Genomic DNA, 14,979 nt, shown 5'->3' with positions numbered 1-14,979 from the left:
CTGTTGTTTAAAAATGAATTTTCATTATGACATCATTTAATTAATAACGTCTTAATTAAAAACTTATAAGCTGAGTTAATTCGCTCGACTCTAGAATAGTGATCTTTATATATTTGTACTAAATATCATTTGTAAATAAGAATGTTACGATCTTAAATAGAAAATACAAAGAAGCTGATGAAAAAAGCACTCCTCCAATTTCATATCTATTTAAATAGAAAAATGATGAACGAGCTTCTACACATCTGTGGTATTCAGAGTCGATAAACTCTACTGCATCGTAGCATATGGCTGTTATCCTTGTTTCTCTATTTTCCTCTTCCTCAATATCAATTGCAATAAGTAGGCGTATTGGTTCATCTGATAACCTTACAATGACGCTGTTACAAATCGAATTCAACTCATTAATTTTACTCTCAATCCGTATTATTCTGTGCTCAACTTTTTGCTCATTAATTTTATAAGGCTTAGAAAACAAGCCAAACGAGAGAGAGACATCATCAGGCTTGGTACATAAACCTAGCAAAGTGTATATTTCATCAATTAAGGTATTTTTGGTACTAGCTAACGAACCTCGCCTTAGTGTATTGAGGTGAATGAGTAATATTAACAGCCAGCCTATTGCGAAAAACATATAACTCAGTCCAACTCTTTTCCTGAAATACGAAACTGTTCTGCTTTTTTAATACGGTCTTCAATTATTATCAATATTGACTCTAAATTATCATGTTTATAAATTAACTTATTATCTAAATCTAATTTAGTAAAACCATCCTTACGGATTAAACCACCAAAAGCCTCATCAAGGAAAGAGCGTCCATACCTATTCCGTCCTGACAAATCGACTATTACTTTATCAAAAGCACGAAGATCTTTAGCTAAGATTTTTGTCCGGAATGCTTCGCCAGAAGTTTCTGGACAAGTAGGACAATCTTTGTTGTAACGACCATAGGGTTTTGGGTGAAAGTCATTAATTAACGTTATTAATTTCTCTGACATATTAAAGGCTCCATTGAATAAGTGTCCCAGGGATCTTAAATTCCGAATGAGAAACACTGTTTTCATTATCTTCTTCACTCTCGCTGTAGCGATAGAAACCATAATTACTTAGCATAAGTAAGAAGCTATTTTCATTTTTAGTGATTAGCCCCTTAATGCTTTTACTACCCTGTCCATGCTGATCTAGATCTGTAGAAGTAATATCTACATGCATGGCTGCTCTTATCAATTGCTCATCACTTAAAGCTTTCCTTAGGAACTTGATATTTATAATCGCTTTTAGTTTATCTGCTTTAGAATCACTCTCAATCGATTCCTTTGTACACCCAGAGTATTCGCTCGGATAGAGTTGGTTAACTCGAGCTAACATTACCGCATTATTCTCTGATAATGAACTAGGAATACCAATACCTGCATCGTAAATAACAATAAATAAGTTTTCCCCAATTCTATCACAAGTAAACCACCATTTTTTATCTTCATGATTTTCTGTGTCAGGGTAAGCATGCCTACCAACATTCTCGACTGTTTCTTGGATAGCCGAACTTATTTCTTGCTCTTTCTCTGCTGAAGCCCCCTTATAATGATCATCATCTAAGATATAATCGACGATTCGATCACTCAGCTCACTTGCTCTAGAATTATCGCCCATTATAATAGGTAAACTTGGAGCACTATCTATCATTTTCTCTCGTTCTTTTGAACGCAAAAACACACCTGTTTCAATAATAGTTTTATTAACACGCTGAGCTTTCTTTGACCAAATAATACTAATTTTAGTCCTTGCATTATTGATTTCTCTAGCTTGATCTATTATCGAATAAACAACTAAAATCGCAGTAGCCTTTATTACCTTTGTATTTTTAAAAGATAAATAAATACATGCGGGATCTAACAATAAACTTTCACGTAAATTATCAAAAAAACTATGACATAAAATTTCTGAACCTTGAATAAGATCCAAACTCTCAGGAGCATTAATAATCTCACTTCCCCCAAGCTTAAAATTTTTCTTTCTTTCAGAACGTTGATGATCGCGAGATGGGGATAACCTCACCTGCTCTTTGAAATGCATAGCATTCTGTTTTCTGGAGTTTATTTGATGTATCTTTTTCATCTATTCGAACCTAAATTCCTTTTAATATAATGATATGGGTATTAAAAAATCTATATCAACACAATAAACTACCCGAACTTATTATTTCACAGTATGTGATATGAAAAGCTCTACGACTTATATGAATCATAATGTTGGCTTATTGCTACTTTATGTGAAAGCAGTTTCTAAGGGTCATATAGCTTACGATTAGCTCAACCGTAAGCATTATCTTTTCAAGATTAGACTCTAATAATTTATCTAAGTCCACCAAATTCTTAAATTAACTTCTTAATTATAACTAGCTGTTATAATTAAATTTTATAAAAATGGGACATGCCTATAATCTAACTTTATATTTACTCAATAATTTTCCTCCCCCACACTTCCAAAGCTTTACTTCTGGCTTCCATATACTCCTGCATATTATAAACGCCCTGCACACCTTGTAATTGATGATTGAGTATTTTCTCAATTACTATGGGATCAGCTCCTATGTCAGAGTCACCTAACCGTGTAGCAACCGTTCTTCGCAAGTCATGAGGTACAAATTTTGGTACTCCTAATTGCTCTAGTTTACGGCTTATAGAGCGTGATAGTGAGTGCCTGTCAATTGGCTGTTCGCCTGGGCCTGATTTATTAGTTGTTGTACTCGGGAATACATATTTAGAATTGAGGTAGCCAAATGCTGCCCGTAACTCATCAAGCAAAATAACCATATTTTGAGTAATTGGCACTTTATGCGTTCTTTCACCATTTTTATTTTGCTTTACGCGCTCGGCTGGAATTGTCCATATCATTTTATCAAAATCAAATTCTTGCCACTGTGCGCCTGTAACCTCTATTGGCCGACAACCTGTTAAAGTAATACATTTCAATGCGTAAATAACTTGCTGGCTGATACCTAGCTTTGGTAAGCGTTCAAAAACTTGAATCACTTCGTCAAACTCCAGCGCTCTGGTTCGCGACTTTTCAAGGCCACCTACACTCTTCTTTTTAACTGTGCTAATTGGATTACCTTGGATTAAATCTCGCTCAACACCAAAATTAAACATTTGCTTAAGGATAGATAGTGTTTTATTCGCCTGCGTTTTAGCACCTCTATCTGTTATTGGATCAAGCACTTTTTTGAAAATTTCACGGCGGGTTATTTCTTTAAGTTTATAGTTGCCAATAAATGGCAAAATGTCTTTTTCAAACATTCTTATTACAGGGTCTACACCTTTACGATTAGCTTTAATGTCTCTTTCAATAAACTCATTCGCAAGTACTGCGATTGTCGGTGAGGTGCTTTCTTGCTTTTCAATCAGCGCTGCTTTCTTTTTTTGTAAAAAAACGTCAATACCACGCGACACATCACCAATATATTGTTTAGCTAGCTGTCTAGCTTCACTTACTGTGATTACCGATGAATTACCTAAGGCTAACCTTCTTTCTTTCGAACCTCGGCCTCCTAGGCGGTAATACAGATAATATACCTGTGAACGCTTTCCTTCTTTATTTGCCTTACCAATATTTAAATAAAAACCGGAGATCTCAGTGTCATTGATTTTGGTAATTTCCAAAGGGATATTTTTGAGTACAGATTCAGTTAATTTTACTTTGATTGACGCCATTTTTCGCACACCTAGAGTTAAGTCAAAACTTTTGTCGCACAGTTATCGCACGAGCTGATTTGAGCTCACTAAACTTCACGTTTATTCACTAGGTATAATTTAAAAGATTAATCCATTCAATAGCAATAACTTACATTTACTTTGAATACTTCACTGTAGAACACTTTTAGCCACTTTTGTACACGATAAAACACAGGTAATTTTTATGGGGTGGCAGGGGTCGAGAGTTCGAATCTCTCCATACCGACCATTAATACCAATCCGCAATAATACTTAATCATTTTGCGGGGCTAAACGTGTCGCTACCTGTGTTAATAAATTCTCATTTAGAACAACTAAATAGCGAATTTTTTGCCTAGCTATCAACACGTTTTTCCATCCTAAAAATAGATCACTTAATTAAGCGAATTGGTATAAACTCCCTCTATATCAATAAGTTAAACTTATCTTCAAAATATAGCCAAAATTCATCTGTTTTGATTCTACAATTTATCCGTAGCACTACCTTATTTATCTAAGCGCACTTAATAAAACTGAGTTTAGCTGGCTAGTTTTGTGGTTTTTGAGGGGGGGTTGTATTTAATTGTTATTAACTTGAAGTGGCCTTTGTGGAATCTTTATAAAGCCATTTAATTTCAATTTATTGAAATTAAAATAAAAAAGCGCTCTAAGCGCTTTTTTATTAAAGTACTAGTGCTTGCGCCCTACACCATTACGTACCATGTCTTGCCCTGTTTGGAATACATCTTCTGTAATACCGCGCGCTAAAAGTAATTTTTGATTATCGTCAAACACGGCTACAAAACGACTACCATCACTATTGTTTGTTGCCATACCAACGCCCGAAACACCCTTAAGGCCAAGACCGCCGTTTTCTACATTTAATAAAAAGCTTTCTAATTCGGCTAGACTAGAAATTACATCATTTTCTTTATTCATTTTAACACTCTTTTAGTAAGGCTTTTAAATCATTATGGTGGCTATTTTATAGAGAAGAGCCAAAAACTCAAACCCTTGGCTCAGGTTAGTCACTAAATCGACTTTATAGCTAACTCTAAATTGCTTAGCGCACAACCAAACTCTTTTGCATTGATGCGATGATACTGTGTGTCACTCGTCGCTGTAAGGCTAATTATAAACTCGTCTTGTTGGGCTACCGCACTTTGCTCTTGGCTTAAACACATAGCTTGAGTAAGTGAACGCAGTTTTGAATTTGTTAAAATTGAGCCAAAACGCTGCACTGGCAGTGGAGGTATTTTTATAGCGGGTAACGCTTCATCTATTGTGCGTGCACTTAAGGTAAACGTATTATTGGTAATTTCAATTACACTGCTTGTAGGCCAGTACGAATAGCTATAGCTCTTACTCTCAGGTTGGGCTTTACCTTGGTTAGCCAAATGCACTACACCACTTTTGCCTATTACGGTTATTAAGCTACCTTCTGGTGATTTAATAACAACTAAGGCTGTATTTTCATCAATACCAAATCCATGTTGAATCTCTGTTTTAGTATTTTTCACTTCGTTTTTATTTAGCGCTGCTGCAAGCCTAAATGTACGGTTTTGTTCACTAAATTGAGTATCTAGTACACCAAAGTTAAAACTGCCCAGCCCACCAGCATTAGTGTTATTTTCACTTTTACGAAGTGCCTCAAGGCTTGTCGTATTTGTAAGCATGCCCGTCACTTTACTTTGGATTGCAGCACCGGCTCCTTCACCTACAATTACTGGGCGAGTTTGCAATGCTTGCGTCCACGGGTATGGGTTATTGTTTTGATCAAATAATACCTTATGAGTTAATGCTGCATTACCGCTATTAAACATCACACCGGTACTATTTTTAATAAGTGATACAAGTGCATTAGTGCCATTTTTACATAAAGCGTATTCGGCCTTTGTGCGATCGGGATAAATCACTTCACGGTTATACACATTCATTAATGTATTTCTAAGCGCTGGTAATTCATCGCACGAGTTACTCGTAATCGCTTTAGCAAGCGCTGGCGTTAGTGCTAACCATTGAGTGTTTATATTTGATTGTGCCAAAAGACTTTGCGCTACATCTGCCGACTCATAAGGGTCGCGGCTCGAAGCCGTAATAGCAAGCATGGTGGGTTTTGCGTTATTAACTTTTAAACTGCCCGACACAAATTGTAAAATACTATTAGTCGCAACCTCATTATTAAAATCGGTATTTACTTGCTCTTTTAAACGCTCACCGTTTTTATTAAGTAGCGGTACTTCTAGCATATCAAATACAAAGTTGTACTCTTTCTGAGTTAGACTTTCTAATTGCTGATTATTTATATCGCGCCACTGCCAGAGTAAATCTGTTTTTGATACGCTATTTGACGATTTACTTTGTATGGTTTTAAGTGTTTTTAATACAGCCGTTTTTGCCTCAACATTATTATCAGGCCAATGCTGCGCGATGTTTTTTATTTGAGAGCTGCTAAGTGTATATAAATTATGTGACTTACCATCAATAACAGCCTCTTTTTGGCAATTATTAAGCTTGGCGCTAGTACAGGTAGTAAGCTCTGACCCCACTAAAATTAAAGTTTGGCTTTGCTCTTGAGCCACTGCATTTATTGAAAATCCTGCACCGAACAATGCCACTACCATACCCAGTAACTTCGGCTGTTGATCACGTAAAAATGCACATATCATAATGTAAACTCTAATATAAATTATAAAACTAATGTGCTGTAGTTTAACAGCTAGCCACTTGCGCCTAAATATATTTTTATAAATGTTAAATAATTCAAGTCTCTGAAAAACGATAGGATTAAGCACTGCATTTAAATACATTGTTTAGTTTGCCCCTCTGTCTTTGTAAATATTATCTAAACAAATTTAAACGGAGCATTTATTGACCAATTTCATTGTTTAAATTACGGTGGTGAATTATTTTATGTAACTGGGGTGAAATATGGACTTTTCTAATGAAGAGATAAATTTTTTTGCTGAGTTATTTAAGCCTAATACAAAGTCACATGCTCACAACAGTCACGTTTTAACATTACAAAGTTCAGTACCAGCCAATATTGCTCACTTACTTAGTAGCGCTAATTTAACTCTGCTCGCAGAGGTTGCACATTATCAGTTATGGTTTCCGTTGGACTTAAAAATTGATAGCGCCGGTATAATCAAACCTATTTTAAACGCCCCCGAAGTAATAGACACACAAGGCACACTGCGCAGTTGGCGCTGGAGTGAGCTAAATATTAAAAGCCAAGGGTTTAAAATTGAATCAATATCAAACACGGGGATGTTTTTAAAACCCCTCCGAAAAGGTAACCATTTAAATAAATCGCAGCACATGGAATTTATTTTGCCTAACAAACAAAGTATTTCGATGGAAATAGAACCCGTAAGGCAAAGCACGCAAGGTATAGCCGCTAAAATAACGCAAATTCATAGCGGTCAAGAGCAACTAAGAGCTTACCTATTTGAAGAACATAAGCGTCAACATGCTAAATTATACGAGAATGGCCAATTAGTTGAGCAGCTAATTTAATAGGTGTTTACCCCGCTATACTTGCATTTAGTTGGCTTTATTTAACCCCCTCTCAATGTTAATCTGTACCCTTATTAATAAATCATAAGGATATGACAATGCCAGGTGCTTTTGCGCACATCACTGCTGTTAATATTGCAACGCAAACCAAGTCACTCGCTAAAATGGATATGCCTAAAAAAGCAAAGCTTATTTTAAGCCAACGCCAAGCATACCTTGAACTAGGCTGTGTAGCCCCCGATTATCCTTACTTAGCTGTAGCGCAGCCTAGCCAAAATGCGTGGGCCGACCTAATGCACTATGAGCACACAGGCGATTTACTTAAAGCAATGATTGAATACTGTAAAACACTTGAAGGTGAAGCATTTGAAAAGTGTTTTGCCTGGTTATGCGGTTATATGGCCCATGTTGCTGCAGATATAACAGTGCATCCGGTTGTTGAATTAAAAGTTGGCCCTTACGCGCAAAACCAAACGGCGCACCGTACCTGCGAAATGAATCAAGACGCGTTTATTTGGCAACGTTTAAACTTAGGTGAGTTAGGTTATGCTGACCGCGTGCAACAAAATATTGGATCTTGTACTAACAAAGACGATAATTTTGATACCGATATTGCAAAAATTTGGCGACATGCTTTATTAACGGTTCACCCAAGCTACGCAGCACAACACGCTCCTAACTTTAATTCATGGCATAACGGTTTTCGGCTTGTAGTAAATAATGTTGAAGAAAGCTATCGATTATTTGCCTGTGCACGCCATGTTGCTGCTGATTTAGGCTTGTTTTATCCTCGCCCAAACGAAGTAGACCCCACTTTTATTGAACATCTAAAAACGCCGCACGAGCCTATGCATTACAACGATATTTTTGACTTTGCCGTTAGTAACATTCAGCACTACATAACCATTATTGCCAATGCCGTATTTTTAGATACTGATTACAGTGCAATTAAAAATTGGAACCTAGATACAGGCTACGATGAACACAACACGATGACGGTATGGAGCAAATAAAATGAAACACTTACTTTATATAAGCCTCATAGTATTACTTAGCGGTTGCTACACTCCTAAAAAAAACAATCCAGAAGTGATGGCCGACTTAGCCTCACAATTAAAAGATATTGCTACAGCCGTTGATGGCACACTAAAATTTAGTGAAACATCCTATTCAACAACTGATGAGTTATTAAAAGCCGCTGTTAATAACGATTTAAGCAAACTTGCACCTTTTGGGGAATACACGCTTATTGTAAACGTACAAGATGATAACGCAGTGCTACTTTTATGTGATGCCAATACGGCTTTAATTGAAGATGCAGGCTGTACTGCTCAATCAGATATACAGCATTGGGGAGCAGGAGTTATTCATCAGTGCGAAATAACTATAAACGCCCAACAGCTCTGTAACTAGGTAATAAAATACCTGCTATACATTTAAAGTTGAGCCGTCATCTCTTTGGGGTTAAACACTAAGCCATGGCGGCTAACATGCTCTGCAAAATTTTCGGCTGACATTGGTTTCGCAAAGTAAAAGCCCTGAAATTCTTTACACCCCATTTGCGCCATTATTGCTACTTGCTCTTGGGTTTCTACTCCTTCGGCTACACACTTAATATCAAGCTCTTCACACATAACGTGCACCGCTTTAACTAAACTTTTTTGACGCGTAGAGCTTGTTACTTGGCTGATTAATGAGCGATCTAACTTGAGCTTGTTAATAGGGTAATCGGCAAGGCGTGCAATATTAGAATACCCCACTCCAAAATCATCAACCGAAATAGTAAAACCCCACGATTGCAGTGTTTGCATAAGCTTTAGCGAATGCGCTTGGTTTGCCTCAAGAGAGGTTTCAGTCAGTTCTAACTCTATTTGAGGTGGCTTTACGTTGAAGTCGGCAAGGTATTTAACCAGTTTTGACATGAAATCGGTTTGGCTAAAATCAATTAGAGATATATTTATTGCCACCGGCACACTCGGTAAACCCGCCTTAGTCCAATTGGCAATTTGAGCGCAGACTTTTTGAATAATCAAATCGGTTAATCTACTGACCATTCTGTATTCTTCGGCAATAGGAATAAATACCACTGGCGACACATTACCTAGTATGGGACTGTTCCAACGCGCTAAAGCTTCAAGCCCTATACATTGACCCTTTGCATCTACTTTAGGTTGATAGTGTACCGACAAATCGCCCTGCTGAAGCGCTTCGTCTAGCAACATCGAAATTTCGTATTTTTCGATAAAAGCTTGTGATTGTTTTTCGTTATAACCACTTAGAGGCATATTACAGTTTGCAACTTTAAGTGCTTCGCACGCATTGCTAAGTACTGTTGTGCTGTTTTTTCCGTGATCAGGATACTTTGCAAAACCAAATAAAAATGATTGCTGACACTTAGTGCCAAACACATTATAAGTTTTATCTAATGTATTTTTTATTTGCATTAATAGCTTATCTTCAAGCTCGTTTTGCGAGTTTGCGCCAAATATAAAAGCAAGCTTTCCTACTCCTATATGAGCACACAACAACGGCCCATCTGGCATCGCTTTTAAACGCTTGTACGCGTTAATAAGTAATGCTTGAGAGTCGGCTTTAGTGAGCTTCAAATTTATGTATTCACTATTTGCACTTTGGGTAACAACGATAAAAAAACCTTTTTGGTATTTGCTTGTTAATCTGTCGCATTGAAGCTCAAACCATTCTCTATTAGGTAGTTTTGTTTGCGAGTCTCTAAAGCGTAAACGTTTATTTTCTTGTTCCATCATCGATAAATTTTGTTTAATGAGCTGCTCTTGCGTGCAATCGTAAAAGTCGTATACACGGTAGTTAGTACTCATTGTTATTTGCTGGTAGCAGGCTTTAAAATAGCTTTTTTTGTACTTCACAATTTTATTTTGAGCATTAGGGGCGTCAAAAACTAAAGTAGGAAATAAATGAGAAAGGTTAACGCATTCTTCTTTTAATTCTTTTTTTATACCAAACATATCAATAGCGTGTTGATTAAAATCAGTAATGACAAGGTTTTCGTCAACAATAATTTTGGCTTTATTTGATTCAGTGAACAGGCTGCGATAAAGCTCATTTTTATCTTTAAGGTGTGTATTAGCGCTTATCATTGTTTTGTTTAAACGCTTAGCAGCCACAATTGTGCGTGCCACAGCAAGGGGAATACAAATGTTAAAAAATAAGAATATTAGCCCTGTAATGTATAAGCTGGCATCGGGAAGTTGTTGAGCAATGCCAGTTAAGCCCGATACATCAACGTTATTGATGATCATATAAAACGGCGCAATATTTAATACGCCATAAGCAAAGGCTGTTCTATAACCAAGTAGCATAAGTGCGATTATTGGGCAGGAATACATATACATAGAGCCCACTTTAGCAAGCTCTAGGTCTGTTAAAAATAAGTTCATTGACACGCTAGCAGCTACAATGGCTATTAAAAGTGCATGAGCGCTGAAGTGATAAAAACGCTTACTTGCTATAAGTAAACCACATGCAGTAACAAGAAAACTGCTTGTTAATACAATGATATAGATTAAGTTGAATTCAATAGCGCTTGTGTACGTGTGGCACGCCACAGCAAAACATAACACCATTACTAATGATAGAATAATGCGCAGTGCACTTACTCGCCAATTAGCAACCTGACCAGGGGCTGAATAATGGTCATTTAATAAAAAGAATCTATTGAAAAAATGCATAATAAACAACAGTTAAAGCTCATTCTTCTATTAGACATTGATAACTTGTTAAAATCAATCAAATGAATATAATTTCTATTTACATTGTTCTATAAAATAGACAGGTGTAAACCTACTCGTTAGCCGTTAAACATTCATTTTTCGAGTGTTTTTACAGTTATCCTCTTTAAGCGCGAAACCACTGCATCCTAAAAATTCACCGTGCTTAGATTTACGTTTACGCATTTCGCGACCACACTTTTCACAAATTGGATGCTGCGTTTTACAGTCTGTATTCACACATTGTGAATACGTGCTTTTATCAACCGATGGGCTACTACAGCTTTTGCACACTCGTAGTTTAGTTTCGCAAATCTGCGTATTAGTACAGCTATAATAATCACCATACTGACCCGTTTTTGGCACAATTAATCCGTCGCTGCACGTATTACACTCTCTTTGCTTTAGTTGCGACTTGTTAAACAACGTGGAGCCGATTTGAATAGGATAATCGTCATTTACTAGTTCTTTTACAAACGCTGAGCATGCATAAGGGTCTGCAATTAAATACGCTTTATGTTTTGCGCGCGTAATACCTACATAAAGCAAACGCCTTTCTTCTGAGTGAGTGAATTCATCTTGCTCTGGTAATAACGACTCCACCAGCACGTTATTTTGATTATCACTAGGAAACCCTAATTTACCTTGTTCAAAACCAATAATAATACAGTAATCGGCTTCAAGCCCCTTAGCGCTATGCAATGTCCAAAAATAAAGAGGGTTTGTATGCTTTTTATCTTTTAAATGCTGCTGCACGCTATTTAACATGTATCGGTATCGACTAAGTATGGCAATGCTCGCTGATGCATCGTTTTTTTGAATAGTGCTTATGCTCTGCTGTACTTTTATTTCTATCGATTTAGTGCCTTGGTATAAATCGTCTAACAAAATAACTTGTGGTGTAGTTACTTGTGTATGTGTGCTGATCTGCTTTTTATATTGCTCAGGGTTTTGCATTACAAAGCGCCCCGCTACATCACTAATACTATTGTTATATCTAAATGTTTTTTGCAACATAGTAAGTGAGTGGCTGCCCACTAATTCATTAAAGCGTGTAGTAAGCGCTAAATTACCACCCGAGAACCGATAAATTGCTTGCCAGTCATCACCTACCGCAGTAAAGCGTATTCCGTTACCATATTTTAATATCGCATTTAAAAAGCCCATACGCGCACTTGATATATCTTGAAACTCATCAACTAAAATGTGGCTCCATGGAATATTAAAATCTCCGCTTACTATCGCCTTTGTTGCTTGAATAATCATGTCGTCAAAATCAATGGCATTTTGCGTGCTTAGTTCATTTATATAAGCGTCATGAATTTGCACTAACAAGTTTGCATATTGTTGATAGTTTTTAATACCACTTTGCTTGATGCGCTGCGCTATTTGCTTATTACTTAGTTGCTCCACTCGAATAGCTTGTAAGCATTTTATGTACTTATCAATGCCTTGCTGCAACTGTCCTGAGTTATTTAAAGTATGAAATATTTCGTCGCTACTTAAAGGTGTTAATTCAACATTATGCTGCTTTAATTGCTTTGCGAGAGTTTGCTCTAGCTTTCCTTCTACCCAGTTGTAATGAAAGGTCTCGAGTAAAGTGGTGCCATTTTTTTTATGTAACTTACGCTTAAATGCAATTTGCTCGTTATAGTGTTTTTTATCTATATCGGCACGAGTATTCCCGTGCTTATCAATGCCAAAGTGCTCTAAGTAAATATCGTATTGGGGTATATAAAAGTCTGGTTGGTATTGCCCACTTAGCTCTGTGCCTTGATTAAAGTGATAATTCACCTCATAACTGTGCGCCACGCAATTCAAATGTAGCCAGTTTGAAATAAGCACTTCCTGATAACTTTTTACTTTATGACCCGCAAGGCTACGGTATTCGTTATCGCGTACGTACCGCTCGTACTGTGCATTATCTTTAAAGCTAAATATATCAATCGGCTCATGGAGTAAATCTACAAATGCTTTTAAAAACTGTGGCTCGGTTTGTATTTTTTTACTTACCCACCCAGTTAACCAACTATTTAATTGAACTGGGTCGGTTGCAAATTTTGACAATTCGATTGGCTTTTTAGCACTTTGTAATAATTTAAGCCCAAGCGCATGAAACGTTAAAATAGTGGGTGCTTTGGTATGCAATTTTGCATACGTGGCGCGTTTAATAAAGCGCTCTTTAAGCTCATTTGCTGCTGTTTTATTATAGGCCAGCACCAAAATTTGCTCAGGCTTGGCAATATCACACGCTATTAGATCTAACGATTTTGCGACCATCACAGATGTTTTACCTGTGCCTGCTGCCGCTAATACTAGGTTTTTATCGTTATCGCGTATAACCGCTAAGCGCTGCTCTGTTGTTAATGGATTTGACTCTACTTGATTAAAAAAGTCATTTTTAAGAGTTAGCTGTTTTTTTTCATATTTATGGCGCAGCTGTGCGATTGCATCGTGAGTATTGGGTGTGGAGCTCAGTATATTTAAAAATTTAATACTGCTTGGCGATAAGTGTTGTTGCCATGTATTTGTACTTTGAGCGTATTGTTTAGCAAGTAAAAATACTTCGTTATTAAGTATTTTCATGGAACTATCACGTAAAAACTCATCTAAAGCATAACGCTTTAGCAAAACCTTGGCGTTATTTACTTTTTGCTCCAGCATGGCTGAAAATTGCGTGTTAAGGGCGGTATTTAAAGACTTTGCTTGTGCTTTGTTTAAAAAGCTAATTGATGTATTGCTACTATCGCACAAATTAATTTTGGCGCTAAATAAACGATTTTTAAGTATTGAGTAATTATAAAAGTCTTTAATTAAAAATGTCCGTGCGGGAGCACTTCTAAAATTCACAACAAGGTGCTCTTGCTCAATAGTTACGTGTTTAATACGGGTAAAAAAACGGCCTAGCCAACTTGGAGTAGCAATATACTGCGCCATAATACTCAATATGAAGATATGCTTTGACTTGATTGTAACATACTCTTTTATATTACATTTAACGCTAAATAGTAGTTATTTATCGAGCAACCTCTTAGCAGGCTGACTTTTAAAACTTAATATTATCATTTTACTTACAACCATTAACAATTTTAAACATTTACAGATAGCGTGTTGTGTAACAATGCACAAATACACTTAATATATTTACTAGGTATATCCGCAATTAAACAATTATTTATAGCTAATTCAGTGGTTAAAAGGAGCTAACATGCTTAAAAAGTGCATTACCACAACTGCTTTAATTTTATCATTATGCGCCTGTACATCAGAAACAGAGTCTAATTTAGTAAAAACAAAAGGAATTTGGGCAGGCTTTGAGCTGGTTTCTGACGGTAACCGCACGCGTGTTAACGCAGAACTAAATGCGGGAGATGCTAATGGCTCAAACATTGTTTTAAGCGATAGCGACTCATTACAAGCTGTTGTTAATAACACTGCTATTGAACTTACAAAAGATACCGACTTTTTAGACGTTGATTACCAAGCGTATATAAATGCTACTGATGATAACCAACAGTTTGATATAAAATTTAAACGAGACGATGGCATAAATGCGAATTCAGGTGTGGAACTACCTTTAAATTTTATTATTTTAACCCCGAGTAACAACCAAACTTTTAGTATTAATAGTCCCCTTACAGTTCAGTTAGATGGCACTGATCCCAATAGTACTAGTCAAGTAGAACTTAGCAGTAGCTGCACTAACAATAATAATGAAACACTTTTACAATCAATGCTTTTTGCGCTTAGTACTTCGCGCCTTGAAATAGATTTGCAAAGCTTAGATATGTTTAGCAGCTCGCAAGTAGATCAAAGTAAAACGTGTAGTTTAACAGTTAGTGTAAAGCGTGAACGACTAGGTAGTATTTCGGGTGAGTTCGCAAACCAAAGTTATATTAAAGCCCAGCAATCACGCGCTATTAAAAATATGACTTTAACGTTTTAATTTGCACGCTAATTTACTCAGCGTTAAGCTACGCCTTTATTAAGTAATTTTACCAAT

General features: G+C 36.6%; 12 protein-coding genes. 4 read left to right on the top strand and 8 right to left on the bottom strand.

Going from position 1 to position 14,979, the window contains the following annotated elements:
• Nucleotides 1-118: 118 nt before the first annotated feature.
• The 6 genes from H5120_RS18485 to H5120_RS18460 all read right to left on the bottom strand — a co-directional run bounded on the left by H5120_RS18485 (nt 119) and on the right by H5120_RS18460 (nt 6,380).
• Complete coding sequence (locus H5120_RS18485) at nt 119-634, bottom strand: hypothetical protein (RefSeq protein WP_182675721.1); 516 nt, start codon at nt 632-634, stop codon at nt 119-121.
• Nucleotides 635-639: 5 nt separating this feature from the next.
• A complete protein-coding gene (locus H5120_RS18480) occupies nt 640-999 on the bottom strand; it encodes an STAS-like domain-containing protein (RefSeq protein ID WP_182675720.1) in 360 nt (119 codons plus the stop codon).
• Nucleotide 1,000: 1 nt separating this feature from the next.
• On the bottom strand, nt 1,001-2,116 hold the full coding sequence (locus H5120_RS18475; RefSeq protein WP_182675719.1) for a hypothetical protein: 1,116 nt from the start codon (nt 2,114-2,116) through the stop codon (nt 1,001-1,003).
• Between the two features lie 338 nt (nt 2,117-2,454).
• Nucleotides 2,455-3,711, bottom strand: coding sequence for a site-specific integrase (locus tag H5120_RS18470; protein ID WP_182675718.1), 1,257 nt, complete (start codon nt 3,709-3,711; stop codon nt 2,455-2,457).
• Nucleotides 3,712-4,401: 690 nt separating this feature from the next.
• On the bottom strand, nt 4,402-4,650 hold the full coding sequence (locus H5120_RS18465; protein ID WP_024596835.1) for a hypothetical protein: 249 nt from the start codon (nt 4,648-4,650) through the stop codon (nt 4,402-4,404).
• 92 nt (nt 4,651-4,742) lie between these two features.
• Nucleotides 4,743-6,380 carry a cyanophycinase gene (locus H5120_RS18460; protein WP_182675717.1) on the bottom strand — a complete coding sequence of 546 codons (1,638 nt, stop codon included), beginning with the start codon at nt 6,378-6,380 and terminating at the stop codon, nt 4,743-4,745.
• Nucleotides 6,381-6,642: 262 nt separating this feature from the next.
• On the opposite strand from H5120_RS18460, the gene H5120_RS18455 reads away from it, so the two are divergent.
• The 3 genes from H5120_RS18455 to H5120_RS18445 all read left to right on the top strand — a co-directional run bounded on the left by H5120_RS18455 (nt 6,643) and on the right by H5120_RS18445 (nt 8,643).
• Nucleotides 6,643-7,230, top strand: coding sequence for a hypothetical protein (locus H5120_RS18455; protein WP_182675716.1), 588 nt, complete (start codon nt 6,643-6,645; stop codon nt 7,228-7,230).
• A gap of 98 nt (nt 7,231-7,328) precedes the next feature.
• Nucleotides 7,329-8,243 carry a zinc dependent phospholipase C family protein gene (locus H5120_RS18450; protein WP_182675715.1) on the top strand — a complete coding sequence of 305 codons (915 nt, stop codon included), beginning with the start codon at nt 7,329-7,331 and terminating at the stop codon, nt 8,241-8,243.
• Nucleotide 8,244: 1 nt separating this feature from the next.
• A complete protein-coding gene (locus H5120_RS18445; protein WP_002960664.1) occupies nt 8,245-8,643 on the top strand; it encodes a hypothetical protein in 399 nt (132 codons plus the stop codon).
• A gap of 23 nt (nt 8,644-8,666) precedes the next feature.
• Here H5120_RS18445 and H5120_RS18440 read toward each other — a convergent pair whose 3' ends face one another.
• Together H5120_RS18440 and H5120_RS18435 are read right to left on the bottom strand one after the other, a co-directional pair.
• Nucleotides 8,667-10,937, bottom strand: coding sequence for an EAL domain-containing protein (locus H5120_RS18440; protein ID WP_182675714.1), 2,271 nt, complete (start codon nt 10,935-10,937; stop codon nt 8,667-8,669).
• Between the two features lie 126 nt (nt 10,938-11,063).
• Complete coding sequence (locus tag H5120_RS18435) at nt 11,064-13,913, bottom strand: UvrD-helicase domain-containing protein (protein WP_182675713.1); 2,850 nt, start codon at nt 13,911-13,913, stop codon at nt 11,064-11,066.
• A 271-nt stretch (nt 13,914-14,184) separates the two neighbouring features.
• Between H5120_RS18435 and H5120_RS18430 the strand changes: the two genes are divergently transcribed.
• Complete coding sequence (locus H5120_RS18430; protein ID WP_182675712.1) at nt 14,185-14,922, top strand: hypothetical protein; 738 nt, start codon at nt 14,185-14,187, stop codon at nt 14,920-14,922.
• Nucleotides 14,923-14,979: the final 57 nt, after the last annotated feature.

The organism is Pseudoalteromonas sp. SR43-2, from assembly GCF_014163885.1.
GTDB lineage: Bacteria > Pseudomonadota > Gammaproteobacteria > Enterobacterales > Alteromonadaceae > Pseudoalteromonas > Pseudoalteromonas distincta.
This window is presented reverse-complemented; position numbering and strand designations above follow the sequence as displayed.

Bases quoted from the DNA above. Each gene is read 5' to 3' on its own strand.
- H5120_RS18455 (WP_182675716.1), top strand. From the start codon at position 6,643: ATGGACTTTTCTAATGAAGAGATAAATTTTTTTGCTGAGTTATTTAAG.
- H5120_RS18460 (WP_182675717.1), bottom strand. From the start codon at position 6,380: ATGATATGTGCATTTTTACGTGATCAACAGCCGAAGTTACTGGGTATG.
- H5120_RS18475 (WP_182675719.1), bottom strand. From the start codon at position 2,116: ATGAAAAAGATACATCAAATAAACTCCAGAAAACAGAATGCTATGCAT.
- H5120_RS18435 (WP_182675713.1), bottom strand. From the start codon at position 13,913: ATGGCGCAGTATATTGCTACTCCAAGTTGGCTAGGCCGTTTTTTTACC.
- H5120_RS18465 (WP_024596835.1), bottom strand. From the start codon at position 4,650: ATGAATAAAGAAAATGATGTAATTTCTAGTCTAGCCGAATTAGAAAGC.
- H5120_RS18445 (WP_002960664.1), top strand. From the start codon at position 8,245: ATGAAACACTTACTTTATATAAGCCTCATAGTATTACTTAGCGGTTGC.
- H5120_RS18480 (WP_182675720.1), bottom strand. From the start codon at position 999: ATGTCAGAGAAATTAATAACGTTAATTAATGACTTTCACCCAAAACCC.
- H5120_RS18440 (WP_182675714.1), bottom strand. From the start codon at position 10,937: ATGCATTTTTTCAATAGATTCTTTTTATTAAATGACCATTATTCAGCC.
- H5120_RS18485 (WP_182675721.1), bottom strand. From the start codon at position 634: ATGTTTTTCGCAATAGGCTGGCTGTTAATATTACTCATTCACCTCAAT.
- H5120_RS18470 (WP_182675718.1), bottom strand. From the start codon at position 3,711: ATGGCGTCAATCAAAGTAAAATTAACTGAATCTGTACTCAAAAATATC.
- H5120_RS18450 (WP_182675715.1), top strand. From the start codon at position 7,329: ATGCCAGGTGCTTTTGCGCACATCACTGCTGTTAATATTGCAACGCAA.
- H5120_RS18430 (WP_182675712.1), top strand. From the start codon at position 14,185: ATGCTTAAAAAGTGCATTACCACAACTGCTTTAATTTTATCATTATGC.